Genomic DNA, 16,479 nt, shown 5'->3' with positions numbered 1-16,479 from the left:
CCGATCATCATCGGTTCGGCTCGTATGGCGCTGGAAGGCAAAGACGACAACGAAATGGGTACTACCGCTGTCAAGAAGCTGGTAGAAACTCTGGATGCCTACATCCCTGAGCCAGTTCGTGCCATCGACCAGCCATTCCTGATGCCAATCGAAGACGTATTCTCGATCTCGGGTCGTGGTACCGTTGTTACCGGCCGTATCGAGCGTGGTATCGTCCGCGTTCAGGATCCGCTGGAAATCGTTGGTCTGCGTGACACCACCACCACCACCTGCACCGGTGTTGAGATGTTCCGCAAGCTGCTGGACGAAGGCCGTGCTGGCGAGAACTGCGGCGTTCTGCTGCGTGGTACCAAGCGTGACGACGTTGAGCGTGGCCAGGTTCTGGTCAAGCCAGGTTCGGTCAAGCCGCACACCAAGTTCACCGCAGAAGTCTACGTCCTGTCGAAGGAAGAAGGCGGCCGTCACACTCCGTTCTTCAAAGGCTACCGTCCTCAGTTCTACTTCCGTACCACTGACGTGACCGGTAACTGCGAACTGCCGGAAGGCGTTGAAATGGTAATGCCAGGTGACAACATTCAGATGACTGTTACCCTGATCAAGACCATCGCAATGGAAGACGGTCTGCGCTTCGCTATCCGTGAAGGCGGTCGTACCGTCGGCGCCGGCGTCGTAGCAAAAATTATTGAATAAGTAGTTGATTTTCCTAATCAGGCCGGTATAATGGCCGGCCTGATACAGCGTTACAGGTCAGTAGCTCAATTGGCAGAGCGACGGTCTCCAAAACCGTAGGTTGGGGGTTCGATTCCCTCCTGACCTGCCATTTCACCTCGGTGTGATGGCTTTCTTCTTACAGGATCCTCCTCGATGACCCCCAAAACTGAAGCCCAAGAATCGCGTTTTGATCTGTTCAAGTGGCTGGCTGTAGTGGCTTTGGTGGTTGTTGGTGTTGTGGGTAATCAATATTACTCCGCCTCTCCGATCCTGTATCGCGTCCTTGCACTTCTCGCCCTGGCTGCTGTCGCTGGCTTTGTAGCTCTGCAGACTGCGAAGGGTAAGTCGTTCTTTGCGCTGGCGAAGGAAGCTCGTACTGAGATCCGTAAAGTCGTGTGGCCGACCCGCCAGGAAACCACCCAGACCACGCTGATTGTCGTGGCTGTCGTGCTGGTTATGGCACTGCTGCTGTGGGGTCTTGATTCCCTGCTCGGCTGGGCGGTCTCCCTGATCGTTGGCTAAAGGTGTCCCGTGGCTAAGCGTTGGTATGTTGTGCATGCTTACTCGGGTTACGAGAAGCATGTAATGCGCTCCCTGATCGAGCGTGTGAAGCTGGCAGGCATGGAAGACGGCTTCGGCGAGATTCTGGTCCCGACCGAAGAAGTCGTTGAAATGCGCAACGGCCAGAAGCGCAAAAGTGAGCGAAAATTCTTCCCTGGCTATGTATTGGTCCAGATGGAGATGAACGAAGGGACTTGGCACTTGGTCAAGGACACCCCTCGTGTGATGGGCTTTATCGGTGGTACTGCAGACAAACCTGCGCCGATTACCGATAAAGAAGCTGAGGCTATCCTACGTCGCGTTGCCGACGGTAGTGACAAGCCGAAGCCGAAGACGCTGTTCGAGCCAGGTGAAGTGGTTCGTGTCATTGACGGTCCGTTCGCTGACTTCAATGGTAGTGTCGAAGAGGTTAACTACGAGAAGAGCCGTCTGCAGGTTGCAGTGCTCATTTTCGGTCGCTCTACTCCGGTGGAGCTCGAGTTCAGCCAGGTCGAAAAGGTCTAGGCGGACGAAGCATCCCATACCCCGCAGCCCTGTGTGCTGCGGGGTTTTGTCGTCACTGGGATAAAACGCAAGTCATCCGGGGAGCCAATAGGCGTTCGTACCCGATTTTGGAGTAGCTCATGGCTAAGAAGATTCAGGCTTACATCAAGCTGCAAGTTAAGGCCGGCCAGGCCAACCCAAGCCCACCCGTCGGTCCAGCTCTGGGCCAACACGGTGTGAACATCATGGAGTTCTGCAAGGCCTTCAACGCCCGTACTCAGGGTCAAGAAGCCGGTCTGCCAACTCCAGTGATCATCACTGTCTACAGCGACCGTAGCTTCACCTTCGAGACCAAGAGCACCCCTGCCTCGGTTCTGCTGAAGAAAGCTGCTGGCCTGACCAGTGGTTCGGCTCGCCCGAACACCGTTAAAGTCGGTACCGTTACCCGTGCTCAGCTGGAAGACATCGCCAAAGCTAAACAGGCTGATCTGACCGCCGCTGACCTGGACGCAGCTGTACGCACCATCGCTGGCTCTGCCCGCAGCATGGGCCTGAACGTGGAGGGTGTGTAATGGCTAAGCTGACCAAGCGCCAAAAGGCAATCGCCGAGAAAATCGAAGCAGGCAAGGCCTACAACTTCGAAGAAGCTGCAACCCTGCTCGCTTCGCTGCCGGCTGCCAAATTCGTAGAGTCCTACGACATCGCCGTTAACCTCGGCGTTGACCCACGTAAATCCGACCAGGTCGTTCGTAGCGCTACCGTGCTGCCACACGGCACTGGCAAGACCGTACGTGTTGCCGTCTTCACCCAGGGTCCAGCTGCTGAGGCCGCTCTGGCTGCCGGCGCTGACCGTGTAGGTATGGACGATCTGGCTGCCGAAATGAAAGGCGGCGACCTGAACTATGACGTCGTCATCGCATCGCCTGATGCCATGCGCGTTGTAGGTCAGCTGGGTCAGGTTCTGGGTCCTCGCGGCCTGATGCCTAACCCGAAAGTTGGTACCGTGACTCCAGACGTAGCCGGCGCTGTCAAAAACGCCAAGGCTGGTCAGGTTCGCTACCGTACCGACAAAAACGGTATCATCCACACCTCCGTTGGCAAAATCGGCTTCGAAGCTGACAAGCTGAAGGAAAACGTTGAAGCCCTGATCGCTGACCTGAAGCGTATCAAGCCGGCCTCTTCGAAAGGTATCTACGTTAAGCGCGTTACCCTGAGCACCACCATGGGCCCAGGTCTGGTCATCGATCAGAGCTCGCTGAACGTGTAAGAACATGGTGGCGCGACGTGTCGCGCCACCAGCAAAAATTGGGGTCCCTGCCTGGCGGGGGCTATCCAAGACCGTAGGCGGCGCAAGCCTTAAAACTCCAGCCCACGCAGATGGTGCTCCCGATTCGTTTACCGAATCAGACACCAAAACGACATCCGGCTTCGGCCAGATGAAACGGTAAAAACCAGGAGTAAACCCGTGGCAATTAAACTCGAAGACAAGAAGGCCATCGTCGCTGAAGTCAACGAGGCTGCCAAAGTCGCTCTGTCCGCTGTCGTGGCCGATGCCCGTGGTGTGACTGTAAGCGCAATGACCGGACTCCGTAAAGAGGCCCGCGAAGCTGGCGTATACGTACGTGTCGTACGTAACACCCTGCTCAAGCGCGCTGTTGAAGGCACCGAATTCTCGATCCTCAACGACGCGTTCAAAGGCCCGACCCTGATTGCTTTCTCCAACGAACACCCGGGCGCTGCTGCTCGTCTGTTCAAAGAGTTCGCCAAGGGTCAGGACAAGTTCGAGATCAAGGCAGCCGCATTTGACGGCAATCTGATTGCAGCGAACCAGATCGACGTGTTGGCTTCCCTGCCGACCCGCGACGAAGCTATTGCACGACTGATGAGCGTTATTCAAGGCGCCACCAGCAAGCTGGCTCGTACTCTGGCAGCCATTCGCGACCAGAAAGAAGCTACCGCTGCCTAAGGCACGCGAATTCTTTCAAAATCATACGTTTAATTTGATGGCTGCGTAGGCTGTCACCCCAATACAGGATTTAAGTCATGTCTCTGACTAACGAACAAATCATCGAAGCAATCGGCCAGAAAACCGTTCTGGAAGTTGTTGAGCTGATCAAAGCTATGGAAGAAACCTTCGGCGTTACCGCTGCTGTTGCCGCTGCTGGCCCAGCTGCTGCTGCTGCCGTTGTTGAAGAGCAGACCGAGTTCAACGTTGTTCTGGTTGAAGCCGGCGACAAGAAAGTGAACGTGATCAAAGCCGTTCGCGAACTGACCGGTCTGGGCCTGAAAGAAGCCAAAGAGAAAGTCGACGGCGCTCCTCAGGTTGTAGCTGAAGGCGTTTCGAAAGAAGCCGCTGAAGACGCTAAGAAGAAGCTGGAAGAAGCAGGCGCTAAAGTCGAGCTGAAGTAATCTCGACTTTGCGATGCCAGCCTGAGCGTTGAGCGAAAGGCTGATGGCTGGTGGCTTATGCCACCGGCCTTTTTCCGTTATTGGTGGCTGGTCAAGCCGGCCCCGATAACACGCTGCAAGACACCCATGTGGGTGCGCAAACCAAGGGGTTTGCACGATTTTCTGGCTGCTCCCGCCGGGAGAAGCCAAACAAGCAGGTGACCAAGCTGGGGAACGCTGATGGCTTACTCATACACTGAGAAAAAACGTATCCGCAAGGACTTTAGCAAGTTGCCGGACGTCATGGATGTGCCATATCTTCTGGCCATTCAGCTGGATTCGTATCGCGAATTCCTGCAAGCGGGAGCATCCAAGGATCAGTTCCGTGACGTCGGCCTGCACGCGGCCTTCAAGTCGGTATTCCCGATCATCAGCTACTCCGGCAATGCTGCCCTGGAGTACGTAGGCTACCGCCTGGGCGATCCCGCCTTCGATGTGAAGGAATGTGTCCTGCGTGGCGTGACCTTCGCGGTCCCACTGCGGGTCAAGGTGCGCCTGATCATCTTCGACAAGGAATCGTCGAACAAAGCGATCAAGGACATCAAAGAGCAAGAAGTCTACATGGGTGAAATCCCCCTGATGACTGAGAACGGTACCTTCGTTATCAACGGTACCGAACGAGTAATCGTTTCCCAGCTGCACCGTTCGCCTGGTGTGTTCTTCGACCACGACCGTGGCAAGACGCACAGCTCCGGCAAGCTGCTGTACTCCGCTCGCATCATCCCTTACCGCGGTTCGTGGCTGGACTTCGAGTTCGACCCGAAAGACTGCGTGTTCGTGCGTATCGACCGTCGCCGCAAACTGCCGGCTTCGGTACTGCTGCGCGCGCTGGGTTACAGCACGGAAGAAGTGCTCAACACCTTCTACACCACCAACGTATTCCACATATCCGGCGAAAAACTCAGCCTGGAACTGGTACCTCAGCGTCTGCGTGGTGAAGTTGCGGTCATGGATATCCATGACGACAGCGGCAAGGTCATTGTCGAGCAGGGCCGCCGCATTACTGCGCGCCACGTCAATCAGCTCGAGAAGGCCGGTGTCAACCAGCTGGACGTGCCGATGGAGTACGTCCTGGGTCGCACCACCGCCAAGGCCATCGTTCACCCGGCCACCGGCGAGATCCTGGCCGAGTGCAACACCGAGCTGACCACCGAGCTGCTGATCAAGATCGCCAAGGCTCAGGTTGTTCGCATCGAGACCCTGTACACCAACGACATCGACTGCGGTCCGTTCATCTCGGATACCCTCAAGATCGACACCACCAGCAACCAGCTGGAAGCTCTGGTCGAGATCTACCGCATGATGCGTCCAGGCGAGCCGCCGACCAAGGATGCTGCCGAGACCCTGTTCAACAACCTGTTCTTCAGCGCCGAGCGTTACGACCTGTCCGCCGTTGGCCGCATGAAGTTCAACCGTCGTATCGGTCGTACCGAGATCGAAGGGTCGGGCGTGCTGAGCAAGGAAGATATCGTCGAGGTCCTGAAGACCCTGGTCGATATCCGTAACGGCAAAGGCATCGTCGACGACATCGACCACCTGGGTAACCGTCGTGTTCGTTGCGTCGGCGAGATGGCCGAGAACCAGTTCCGCGTAGGCCTGGTACGTGTTGAGCGTGCGGTCAAGGAACGTCTGTCGATGGCCGAAAGCGAAGGCCTGATGCCGCAAGACCTGATCAACGCCAAGCCGGTAGCGGCGGCGGTGAAGGAGTTCTTCGGTTCCAGTCAGCTCTCGCAGTTCATGGACCAGAACAACCCGCTCTCCGAGATCACCCACAAGCGCCGTGTTTCCGCACTCGGCCCTGGCGGTCTGACCCGTGAGCGTGCTGGCTTCGAAGTCCGTGACGTACACCCGACCCACTACGGCCGCGTGTGCCCGATCGAGACCCCTGAAGGTCCGAACATCGGTCTGATCAACTCCCTGGCAGCCTATGCCCGCACCAACCAGTACGGCTTCCTGGAAAGCCCGTACCGCGTGGTGAAGGAAGGCGTGGTCAGCGACGACATCGTGTTCCTGTCCGCCATCGAAGAAGCCGATCACGTCATCGCCCAGGCCTCGGCCGCGATGAACGAGAAGAAGCAACTGATCGATGAGCTGGTAGCCGTTCGTCACCTGAACGAATTCACCGTCAAGGCGCCGGAAGACGTCACCCTGATGGACGTTTCGCCGAAGCAGGTTGTTTCTGTTGCTGCGTCGCTGATTCCGTTCCTCGAGCACGACGACGCCAACCGTGCGTTGATGGGTTCGAACATGCAGCGTCAGGCTGTACCAACCCTGCGTGCCGACAAGCCGCTGGTAGGTACCGGCATGGAGCGCAACGTTGCCCGTGACTCCGGTGTCTGCGTGGTTGCTCGCCGCGGTGGTGTGATCGACTCGGTCGACGCCAGCCGTATCGTCGTTCGCGTCAATGATGACGAAGTCGAGACCGGTGAAGCAGGTGTGGATATCTACAACCTGACCAAGTACACCCGTTCGAACCAGAACACCTGCATCAACCAGCGTCCGCTGGTGAGCAAGGGTGACAAGGTTCAGCGCAGCGACATCATGGCCGACGGCCCGTCCACCGACATGGGTGAACTGGCACTGGGTCAGAACATGCGCATTGCGTTCATGGCGTGGAACGGCTTCAACTTCGAAGACTCCATCTGCCTGTCCGAGCGTGTGGTTCAGGAAGACCGCTTCACCACCATCCACATCCAGGAACTGACCTGTGTGGCGCGTGACACCAAGCTTGGCCCAGAGGAAATCACTGCGGACATCCCGAACGTGGGTGAAGCCGCTCTGAACAAGCTGGACGAAGCCGGTATCGTCTACGTGGGTGCCGAAGTCGGCGCTGGCGACATCCTGGTCGGCAAGGTCACGCCAAAAGGCGAAACCCAGCTGACTCCGGAAGAAAAACTGCTGCGCGCAATCTTCGGTGAGAAGGCCAGCGACGTTAAGGACACCTCCCTGCGCGTGCCAACCGGCACCAAGGGTACCGTCATCGACGTACAGGTCTTCACCCGTGATGGCGTCGAGCGCGACAGCCGCGCCCTGTCCATCGAGAAGATACAGCTGGACGAGATCCGCAAGGACCTCAACGAAGAGTTCCGTATCGTCGAAGGTGCAACCTTCGAGCGTCTGCGTGCTGCCCTGAACGGCCAGGTGGTCGACGGTGGTGCGGGCCTGAAGAAAGGCACCGTGATCACTGACGAAGTGCTGGACGGTCTGGAGCACGGCCAGTGGTTCAAGCTGCGCATGGCCGAAGATGCACTGAACGAGCAGCTGGAAAAGGCTCAACAGTACATCGTCGACCGTCGCCGTCTGCTGGACGACAAGTTCGAAGACAAGAAGCGCAAGCTGCAGCAGGGCGATGACCTGGCTCCAGGCGTACTGAAGATCGTCAAGGTCTACCTGGCAATCCGCCGTCGCATCCAGCCGGGTGACAAGATGGCCGGTCGTCACGGTAACAAGGGTGTCGTCTCGGTGATCATGCCGGTAGAAGACATGCCGCACGACGCCAACGGTACTCCGGTTGACGTGGTACTGAACCCGCTGGGCGTACCTTCGCGTATGAACGTCGGTCAGATCCTCGAAACCCACCTGGGCCTGGCGGCCAAGGGTCTGGGCGAGAAGATCGATCGCATGATCGAAGAGCAGCGTAAAGCCGCTGAACTGCGCACCTTCCTCACCGAGATCTACAACGAGATCGGTGGTCGTCAGGAGAACCTGGAAGAGTTCACCGACGAAGAGATCATCGCCCTGGCGAACAACCTGAAGAAAGGCGTGCCGATGGCCACTCCAGTCTTCGACGGTGCCAAGGAGCGTGAGATCAAGGCCATGCTGAAACTGGCAGACCTGCCAGAAAGCGGCCAGATGGTGCTGTTCGACGGCCGTACCGGCAACAAGTTCGAGCGTCCTGTGACCGTTGGTTACATGTACATGCTCAAGCTGAACCACTTGGTGGACGACAAGATGCACGCGCGTTCCACTGGTTCCTACAGCCTGGTTACCCAGCAGCCGCTGGGTGGTAAGGCGCAGTTCGGTGGTCAGCGTTTCGGGGAGATGGAAGTGTGGGCGCTGGAAGCATACGGCGCGGCATACACCCTGCAAGAAATGCTCACAGTGAAGTCGGACGACGTGAACGGCCGTACCAAGATGTACAAGAACATCGTGGATGGCGATCACCGTATGGAGCCGGGCATGCCCGAGTCCTTCAACGTGTTGATCAAAGAGATCCGTTCGCTCGGTATCGATATCGATCTGGAAACCGAATAACACGTGACGCGAAGGGGAGTGGGGCAGGTAATGCCCGCTCCCTGCTCCGCCAGGAGGAAAGGCCTTGAAAGACCTACTGAATTTGCTGAAAAACCAGGGTCAAGTCGAAGAGTTCGACGCCATCCGCATCGGTCTGGCGTCGCCTGAAATGATCCGTTCGTGGTCGTTCGGTGAAGTTAAGAAGCCGGAAACCATCAACTACCGTACGTTCAAGCCTGAGCGTGACGGCCTGTTCTGCGCCAAGATCTTTGGCCCAGTCAAGGACTACGAGTGCCTGTGCGGCAAGTACAAGCGCCTCAAGCACCGCGGCGTGATCTGCGAGAAGTGCGGCGTTGAAGTTGCCCTGGCCAAGGTTCGTCGTGAGCGCATGGCGCACATCGAACTGGCCTCGCCGGTTGCCCACATCTGGTTCCTGAAGTCGCTGCCGTCCCGTATCGGCCTGCTGATGGACATGACCCTGCGTGACATCGAGCGCGTGCTCTACTTCGAGAGCTACGTGGTGATCGATCCGGGCATGACCACCCTCGAGAAGGGTCAGCTGCTGAACGACGAACAGTACTTCGAAGCGCTGGAAGAGTTCGGTGACGACTTCGACGCCCGCATGGGTGCCGAGGCTGTCCGCGAGCTGCTGCACGCAATCGACCTGGAGCACGAGATTGGCCGCCTGCGCGAAGAAATTCCGCAGACCAACTCGGAAACCAAGATCAAGAAGCTGTCCAAGCGCCTGAAGCTGATGGAAGCTTTCCAGGGCTCGGGCAACCTGCCTGAGTGGATGGTCCTGACCGTCCTGCCAGTGCTGCCGCCGGACCTGCGTCCGCTGGTTCCGCTGGATGGCGGCCGCTTCGCGACCTCCGACCTGAACGACCTGTATCGTCGGGTGATCAACCGTAACAACCGTCTGAAGCGCCTGCTTGATCTGTCGGCGCCGGACATCATCGTGCGCAACGAAAAGCGCATGCTGCAGGAAGCGGTCGACGCCCTGCTGGACAACGGCCGTCGCGGTCGCGCCATCACTGGCTCGAACAAGCGTCCGCTGAAGTCCCTGGCCGACATGATCAAAGGTAAGCAAGGTCGCTTCCGTCAGAACTTGCTCGGTAAGCGCGTGGACTACTCCGGTCGTTCGGTAATTACCGTAGGCCCGACCCTGCGTCTGCACCAGTGCGGTCTGCCGAAGAAGATGGCCCTCGAGCTGTTCAAGCCGTTCATTTTCGGCAAGCTGGAAATGCGTGGTCTGGCGACCACCATCAAGGCTGCCAAGAAGATGGTCGAGCGCGAGCTGCCAGAGGTGTGGGACGTGCTCGCCGAGGTGATCCGCGAACACCCCGTGCTGCTCAACCGTGCACCGACCCTGCACCGTCTGGGTATCCAGGCCTTTGAACCGGTTCTGATCGAAGGTAAGGCTATCCAGCTGCACCCGCTGGTCTGTGCCGCCTACAACGCCGACTTCGACGGTGACCAGATGGCCGTTCACGTGCCGCTGACGCTGGAAGCCCAGCTCGAAGCGCGCGCGCTGATGATGTCGACCAACAACATTCTGTCGCCAGCCAACGGTGAGCCAATCATCGTTCCGTCGCAGGACGTTGTACTGGGTCTGTACTACATGACCCGTGAAGCCATCAACGCCAAGGGCGAAGGTCGCGTGTTCGCTGACCTGCAGGAAGTTGACCGCGTGTTCCGCGCCGGCGAAGCTGCCCTGCACGCGAAAATCAAGGTTCGTATCAACGAAACCGTGAAAGACCGCGATGGCAGCATCACCAAGAACACCCGCATCGTCGACACCACCGTCGGCCGTGCGCTGCTGTTCCAGGTTGTTCCGGCAGGCCTGCCGTACGACGTGGTCAACCAGCCGATGAAGAAGAAGGCGATCTCCAAGCTGATCAACCAGTGCTACCGCGTGGTTGGTCTGAAAGAGACCGTTATCTTTGCTGACCAGCTGATGTACACCGGTTTCGCTTACTCGACCATTTCCGGCGTTTCCATCGGTGTTAACGACTTCGTTATCCCGGACGAGAAAGCCCGCATCATCGGTAACGCTACCGACGAAGTGAAGGAAATCGAGAGCCAGTACGCCTCCGGCCTGGTAACCCAGGGCGAGAAGTACAACAAGGTCATCGACTTGTGGTCCAAGGCGAACGACGAAGTGTCCAAGGCGATGATGGCCAACCTCTCGAAAGAGAAGGTCATCGACCGCGAAGGCAACGAAGTCGACCAAGAGTCCTTCAACTCGATGTACATGATGGCTGACTCGGGTGCGCGGGGTTCCGCAGCCCAGATCCGTCAGCTGGCCGGTATGCGTGGCCTGATGGCCAAGCCGGACGGCTCGATCATCGAGACGCCGATCACCGCGAACTTCCGTGAAGGTCTGAGCGTACTCCAGTACTTCATCTCCACTCACGGTGCTCGTAAGGGTCTGGCGGATACCGCACTGAAGACTGCGAACTCCGGTTACCTGACTCGCCGTCTGGTAGACGTTGCACAAGACTTGGTCGTGACCGAGATCGACTGCGGCACCGACCAGGGCCTGCTGATGACCCCGCACATCGAAGGCGGCGACGTTGTTGAGCCGCTGGGTGAGCGTGTACTGGGCCGTGTCATCGCCCGTGACGTGTTCAAGCCAGGCACCGAGGACGTCATCGTTCCGGCCGGTACCCTGGTCGACGAGCAGTGGGTCGAGTTCATCGAGCTGAACAGCATCGACGAAGTGATCGTGCGTTCGCCGATCAACTGCGAAACCCGCTTCGGTATCTGCGCCAAGTGCTACGGTCGTGACCTGGCTCGTGGTCACCAGGTGAACATTGGTGAAGCTGTCGGCGTTATCGCTGCGCAGTCGATCGGTGAGCCTGGTACTCAGCTGACCATGCGTACGTTCCACATCGGTGGTGCTGCAAGCCGTACTTCGGCTGCCGACAGCGTCCAGGTGAAGAACGGCGGTATGGTTCGCCTGCACAACCTGAAACAGGTTGAGCGTGCCGACGGTAACCTGGTTGCCGTATCCCGTTCGGGCGAACTGGCCATTGCCGACGAATTCGGTCGTGAGCGTGAGCGCTACAAGCTGCCTTACGGTGCGGTGATTTCGGTCAAGGAAGGTGACAAGGTCGAAGCTGGCGCCATCGTCGCCAAGTGGGACCCGCACACCCACCCGATCGTTACCGAACTGAAAGGTACCGTGACCTTCGTGGGCATGGAAGAAAACATCACCATCAAGCGTCAGACCGATGAGCTCACCGGCTTGACCAACATTGAAGTAATGGACGTCAAGGATCGCCCTGCCGCAGGCAAGGAAATCCGTCCGGCAATCAAGATGGTCGACGCCGCTGGCAAGGACCTGTACCTGCCGGGTACCGACGTACCTGCTCAGTACTTCCTGCCAGCTAACGCCTTGGTAGGTGTGGCTGACGGTGCTCAGATCGGTGTTGGTGACGTTATCGCGCGTATCCCGCAAGAAACGTCGAAGACCCGTGACATCACCGGTGGTCTGCCGCGCGTTGCCGACCTGTTCGAAGCGCGCCGTCCGAAAGAAGCCTCGATTCTGGCTGAAGTCAGCGGCACCATCGCGTTCGGTAAAGAGACCAAGGGCAAGCGTCGTCTGGTCATTACTCCGACCGACGGCAGCGATCCGTACGAAGAGCTGATTCCGAAGTGGCGCCACCTGAACGTGTTCGAAGGCGAACAGGTAAACCGCGGCGAAGTTATCTCCGACGGCCCGAGCGATCCGCACGACATCCTGCGTCTGCTGGGCGTGAGCGCGCTGGCGAAGTACATCGTCAACGAGATCCAGGACGTTTACCGTCTGCAAGGCGTTAAGATCAACGACAAGCACATCGAGACCATCCTGCGTCAGATGCTGCGCAAGGTCGAGATCGCCGAGTCGGGTGACTCCAGCTTCATCAAGGGCGACCAGATGGAACTGACCCAGGTGCTGATGGAAAACGAGCGCCTGGCAGGGGAAGACAAGTTCATCTCCAAGTTCACCCGCGTGCTGCTGGGTATCACCAAGGCCTCGCTGTCGACCGAATCGTTCATCTCCGCGGCTTCCTTCCAGGAAACCACCCGCGTACTGACCGAAGCGGCGGTAACCGGCAAGCGCGACTACCTGCGCGGCCTGAAAGAGAACGTGGTCGTGGGTCGTCTGATCCCGGCCGGTACTGGTCTGGCCTACCACAGCGAGCGCAAGCGTCGCCGTGATGCCGACAAACCGCTGCGTGTAAGCGCCAGTGAGGTGGAAGCCGCACTGACCGAAGCGCTGAACTCCAGCGGCAACTAAGTACAGGGCAGGGCCCCGGCAAGCCTCGAACGGCCATCGGTGACATGAAATGTTGCCGATGATCGGGCGAGGAGGGCCGGGGCCTCGTCTTGACTGGGTGCAAGATCCTCCGTAGACTTTTGTACCCTTAAATTTGGTGAGGCTCCGTCTCGCCAATTTTTGGCTTTCTTGCAAGACAATAGAGTCGCAAGACAATCAGTGGAGCTAGTAGATGGCAACTATCAACCAGCTGGTACGTCAGCCGCGCAAGCGTTCGGTCGAGAAGTCCGACGTTCCTGCGCTGCAGAACTGCCCGCAGCGTCGTGGCGTGTGCACCCGCGTGTACACCACCACGCCGAAAAAACCTAACTCGGCACTGCGTAAAGTATGCCGTGTGCGTCTGACCAACGGTTTCGAGGTTTCCTCGTACATCGGTGGTGAAGGCCACAACCTGCAAGAGCACAGCGTCGTCCTGATCCGTGGCGGCCGTGTAAAAGACTTGCCAGGTGTTCGTTACCACACCGTTCGCGGCTCTCTGGATACTTCGGGCGTCAAAGGCCGTAACCAGGGTCGTTCGAAATACGGTACCAAGCGTCCGAAGTAATCGGTCGTTTGCAGACATCCATTTTTTTGAGTCGATAAGAGTAAGGTCGGGCAGGGGTCGAAGACCCACGTCCCGGGCTAACCTGAAGACCGTTTGAGGGCTTATCATGCCAAGACGTCGTGTAGCAGCAAAACGTGAGATCCTTGACGATCCGAAGTACGGATCTCAGATCCTCGCCAAGTTCATGAACCACGTGATGGAAAGCGGCAAGAAGGCTGTAGCCGAGCGCATCGTTTACGGTGCCCTGGATACCGTCAAAGCACGCAAGAACAGCGACCCCCTGGAAATCTTCGAGAAAGCTCTCGACGCCATCGCTCCGCTGGTCGAAGTTAAGTCCCGCCGTGTAGGCGGTGCCACTTACCAGGTTCCGGTTGAAGTTCGTCCATCCCGTCGTAACGCTCTGGCAATGCGCTGGCTCGTAGACTACGCCCGCAAGCGCGGCGAGAAGTCGATGGCTCTGCGCCTGGCCGGCGAACTGCTGGATGCTGCCGAAGGCAAAGGTGCTGCAGTCAAGAAGCGTGAAGACGTGCACCGTATGGCTGAAGCCAACAAAGCGTTCTCGCACTACCGCTTCTAATTCAAGCATCAATCATTTTGCGAGGGCTTTATGGCTCGTACTACAGCAATTAACCGCTACCGTAACATCGGTATCTGTGCCCACGTTGACGCGGGCAAGACTACCACTACCGAGCGGATCCTGTTCTACACAGGTCTGAGCCACAAGATGGGCGAGGTGCATGACGGCGCCGCGACCACCGACTGGATGGTGCAGGAGCAGGAGCGCGGTATCACCATTACCTCCGCTGCCGTTACCACCTTCTGGAAAGGTTCCCGTGGTCAGTACGACAACTACCGCGTAAACGTCATCGATACCCCCGGCCACGTTGACTTCACCATTGAAGTAGAGCGTTCGCTGCGTGTACTCGACGGCGCGGTCGTTGTGTTCTGCGGTACTTCCGGCGTTGAGCCACAGTCCGAAACCGTATGGCGTCAGGCCAACAAGTACGGCGTTCCACGTGTTGTCTACGTGAACAAGATGGACCGTGCTGGTGCCAACTTCCTGCGCGTTATCGGCCAGATCAAGAACCGCCTGGGTCACACCCCGGTTCCGGTCCAGCTGGCTATCGGTGCGGAAGACGACTTCCAGGGTCAGGTCGACCTGATCAAGATGAAAGCCATCTACTGGAACGACGACGACAAGGGTACTACCTACCGCGAGGAAGAGATTCCTGCCGAGCTGGTGGACCTGGCCAACGAGTGGCGCAGCAACATGGTCGAGGCTGCTGCCGAGGCCAGCGAAGAGCTGATGAACAAGTACCTTGAAGAAGGTGACCTGTCCGTCGAAGACATCAAGGCTGGTCTGCGCGCCCGTACCCTGGCGAGCGAGATCGTTCCTGCTGTCTGCGGTTCCTCGTTCAAGAACAAGGGTGTTCCCCTGGTTCTTGACGCCGTCATTGACTTCCTGCCTGCGCCAACCGAGATCCCTGCGATCAAGGGTATCCACCCTGATCTGATCGACGTGCCGAAGGATGAGGTCACTGCAGAGCAGTACGACGAGCGTCCTGCTGACGACAACGAGCCGTTCTCGGCCCTGGCGTTCAAGATTGCCACCGACCCGTTCGTTGGTACTCTGACCTTCGTTCGCGTTTACTCGGGCTTCCTGACCTCCGGTGACTCCGTCATCAACTCGGTCAAGGGCAAGAAAGAGCGCGTTGGTCGTATGGTCCAGATGCACGCCAACCAGCGTGAAGAGATCAAGGAAGTACGTGCAGGCGACATCGCTGCTCTGATCGGCATGAAGGACGTCACCACCGGTGACACCCTGTGCAACGCCGACAAGCCGATCATCCTTGAGCGTATGGACTTCCCTGAGCCGGTGATTTCGCTCTCCGTAGAGCCGAAGACCAAGGCTGACCAGGAGAAGATGGGTATCGCACTGGGCAAGCTGGCCCAGGAAGACCCGTCGTTCCGCGTCAAGACCGACGAAGAAACCGGTCAGACCATCATCTCCGGTATGGGTGAGCTGCACCTGGACATCCTCGTTGACCGCATGAAGCGCGAGTTCAACGTCGAGTGCAACGTCGGCAAGCCGCAGGTTTCGTACCGCGAGAAGATCACCAAGTCCAACGTCGAGATCGAAGGCAAGTTCGTTCGTCAGTCGGGTGGTCGTGGTCAGTTCGGTCACTGCTGGATCCGCTTCTCGGAGCCAGACGTCGACGAGAAGGGCAACATCACCGAAGGTCTGGTGTTCACCAACGAAGTCGTTGGTGGTGTGATTCCTAAGGAATTCATCGCCCCGATCCAGAAGGGTATCGAAGAGCAGATGAAGAACGGCGTTGTTGCCGGCTATCCGCTGCTCGGCCTGAAGGCTACGGTATTCGACGGTTCGTACCACGACGTCGACTCCAACGAAATGGCGTTCAAGATCGCTGCTTCGATGGCGACCAAGCAACTGGCCCAGAAGGGCGGTGGCGTGGTGCTTGAGCCGATCATGAAGGTCGAAGTTGTAACCCCGGAAGATTACCTGGGTGACGTGATGGGTGACCTGAGCCGTCGTCGTGGGATGATCCAGGGTAACGAAGACTCGGTGTCCGGCAAGGTAATCACTGCTGAGGTACCGCTGGGAGAGATGTTCGGTTACGCAACCGACGTTCGTTCCATGTCTCAGGGTCGCGCAAGCTACTCCATGGAATTCTCGAAATACGCTGAAGCTCCGTCGAACATCGTCGAAGCTCTCATTAAAAAACAAGGCTGATTCAGCCCCTTTAGGCTAGGAGTTCACTGTCGTGGCTAAAGAAAAATTTGATCGTTCCCTTCCCCACGTTAACGTTGGCACCATCGGCCACGTTGACCACGGTAAGACCACTCTGACCGCAGCTCTGACTCGCGTCTGCTCCGAAGTTTTCGGCTCGGCCGTCGTTGAGTTCGACAAAATCGACTCGGCTCCAGAAGAAAAAGCGCGCGGTATCACCATCAACACCGCTCACGTCGAGTACAACTCGAACATTCGTCACTACGCTCACGTTGACTGCCCGGGTCACGCTGACTACGTGAAGAACATGATCACCGGTGCTGCCCAGATGGACGGCGCGATCCTGGTTTGCTCGGCCGCCGATGGTCCGATGCCACAAACCCGTGAGCACATCCTGCTGTCCCGTCAGGTTGGCGTTCCGTA

At 58.0% G+C, this 16,479-nt stretch carries 13 protein-coding genes and 1 tRNA gene; all 14 read left to right on the top strand.

Annotated elements, in window-relative coordinates; genetic code table 11:
• On the top strand, positions 1 to 690 hold a 690-nt coding region (locus tag N430_RS28895), incomplete at its 5' end, for an EF-Tu/IF-2/RF-3 family GTPase (protein WP_256592199.1).
• A 54-nt stretch (positions 691 to 744) separates the two neighbouring features.
• Positions 745 to 820 (top strand) — tRNA-Trp (locus tag N430_RS28890).
• 44 nt (positions 821 to 864) lie between these two features.
• Entirely contained in the window at positions 865 to 1,233 is a 369-nt protein-coding gene (gene secE / locus N430_RS28885; protein ID WP_008089117.1) for a preprotein translocase subunit SecE, read from the top strand.
• Between the two features lie 9 nt (positions 1,234 to 1,242).
• Positions 1,243 to 1,776, top strand: coding sequence for a transcription termination/antitermination protein NusG (gene nusG, locus N430_RS28880; protein WP_003255501.1), 534 nt, complete (start codon positions 1,243 to 1,245; stop codon positions 1,774 to 1,776).
• A gap of 119 nt (positions 1,777 to 1,895) precedes the next feature.
• A complete protein-coding gene (rplK, locus tag N430_RS28875; RefSeq protein ID WP_003255500.1) occupies positions 1,896 to 2,327 on the top strand; it encodes a 50S ribosomal protein L11 in 432 nt (143 codons plus the stop codon).
• On the top strand, positions 2,327 to 3,022 hold the full coding sequence (gene rplA, locus N430_RS28870; RefSeq protein WP_103448758.1) for a 50S ribosomal protein L1: 696 nt from the start codon (positions 2,327 to 2,329) through the stop codon (positions 3,020 to 3,022). Before rplK ends, rplA begins: the two co-directional genes overlap by 1 nt.
• Before the next feature lie 198 nt (positions 3,023 to 3,220).
• Entirely contained in the window at positions 3,221 to 3,721 is a 501-nt protein-coding gene (rplJ, locus tag N430_RS28865; RefSeq protein WP_060513244.1) for a 50S ribosomal protein L10, read from the top strand.
• 77 nt (positions 3,722 to 3,798) lie between these two features.
• Complete coding sequence (rplL, locus tag N430_RS28860) at positions 3,799 to 4,164, top strand: 50S ribosomal protein L7/L12 (RefSeq protein ID WP_003255496.1); 366 nt, start codon at positions 3,799 to 3,801, stop codon at positions 4,162 to 4,164.
• A 219-nt stretch (positions 4,165 to 4,383) separates the two neighbouring features.
• Positions 4,384 to 8,457 (top strand): DNA-directed RNA polymerase subunit beta, encoded by a 4,074-nt coding sequence (gene rpoB, locus N430_RS28855; protein WP_110639983.1) that lies wholly within the window; start codon positions 4,384 to 4,386, stop codon positions 8,455 to 8,457.
• 64 nt (positions 8,458 to 8,521) lie between these two features.
• Complete coding sequence (gene rpoC / locus N430_RS28850) at positions 8,522 to 12,721, top strand: DNA-directed RNA polymerase subunit beta' (RefSeq protein ID WP_110639984.1); 4,200 nt, start codon at positions 8,522 to 8,524, stop codon at positions 12,719 to 12,721.
• A 211-nt stretch (positions 12,722 to 12,932) separates the two neighbouring features.
• A complete protein-coding gene (gene rpsL / locus N430_RS28845; protein ID WP_003255492.1) occupies positions 12,933 to 13,304 on the top strand; it encodes a 30S ribosomal protein S12 in 372 nt (123 codons plus the stop codon).
• Between the two features lie 106 nt (positions 13,305 to 13,410).
• Entirely contained in the window at positions 13,411 to 13,881 is a 471-nt protein-coding gene (rpsG, locus tag N430_RS28840) for a 30S ribosomal protein S7 (protein WP_003246741.1), read from the top strand.
• A 30-nt stretch (positions 13,882 to 13,911) separates the two neighbouring features.
• Positions 13,912 to 16,059, top strand: coding sequence for an elongation factor G (gene fusA / locus N430_RS28835; protein WP_110639985.1), 2,148 nt, complete (start codon positions 13,912 to 13,914; stop codon positions 16,057 to 16,059).
• 31 nt (positions 16,060 to 16,090) lie between these two features.
• Positions 16,091 to 16,479, top strand: a 389-nt coding sequence (locus N430_RS28830; protein WP_178083416.1) for a GTP-binding protein, incomplete at its 3' end; no start/stop codon positions are given.

Source organism: Pseudomonas sp. CC120222-01a (genome assembly GCF_003097235.1).
Classification (GTDB): Bacteria; Pseudomonadota; Gammaproteobacteria; order Pseudomonadales; family Pseudomonadaceae; genus Aquipseudomonas.
Note: the sequence above shows the minus strand (reverse complement) of the source record. Positions and strands in the feature narration are given on the sequence as shown.

Bases quoted from the DNA above. Each gene is read 5' to 3' on its own strand.
- fusA (WP_110639985.1), top strand. From the start codon at position 13,912: ATGGCTCGTACTACAGCAATTAACCGCTACCGTAACATCGGTATCTGT.
- rpsG (WP_003246741.1), top strand. From the start codon at position 13,411: ATGCCAAGACGTCGTGTAGCAGCAAAACGTGAGATCCTTGACGATCCG.
- rplK (WP_003255500.1), top strand. From the start codon at position 1,896: ATGGCTAAGAAGATTCAGGCTTACATCAAGCTGCAAGTTAAGGCCGGC.
- rpoB (WP_110639983.1), top strand. From the start codon at position 4,384: ATGGCTTACTCATACACTGAGAAAAAACGTATCCGCAAGGACTTTAGC.
- secE (WP_008089117.1), top strand. From the start codon at position 865: ATGACCCCCAAAACTGAAGCCCAAGAATCGCGTTTTGATCTGTTCAAG.
- rplA (WP_103448758.1), top strand. From the start codon at position 2,327: ATGGCTAAGCTGACCAAGCGCCAAAAGGCAATCGCCGAGAAAATCGAA.
- rplL (WP_003255496.1), top strand. From the start codon at position 3,799: ATGTCTCTGACTAACGAACAAATCATCGAAGCAATCGGCCAGAAAACC.
- rpsL (WP_003255492.1), top strand. From the start codon at position 12,933: ATGGCAACTATCAACCAGCTGGTACGTCAGCCGCGCAAGCGTTCGGTC.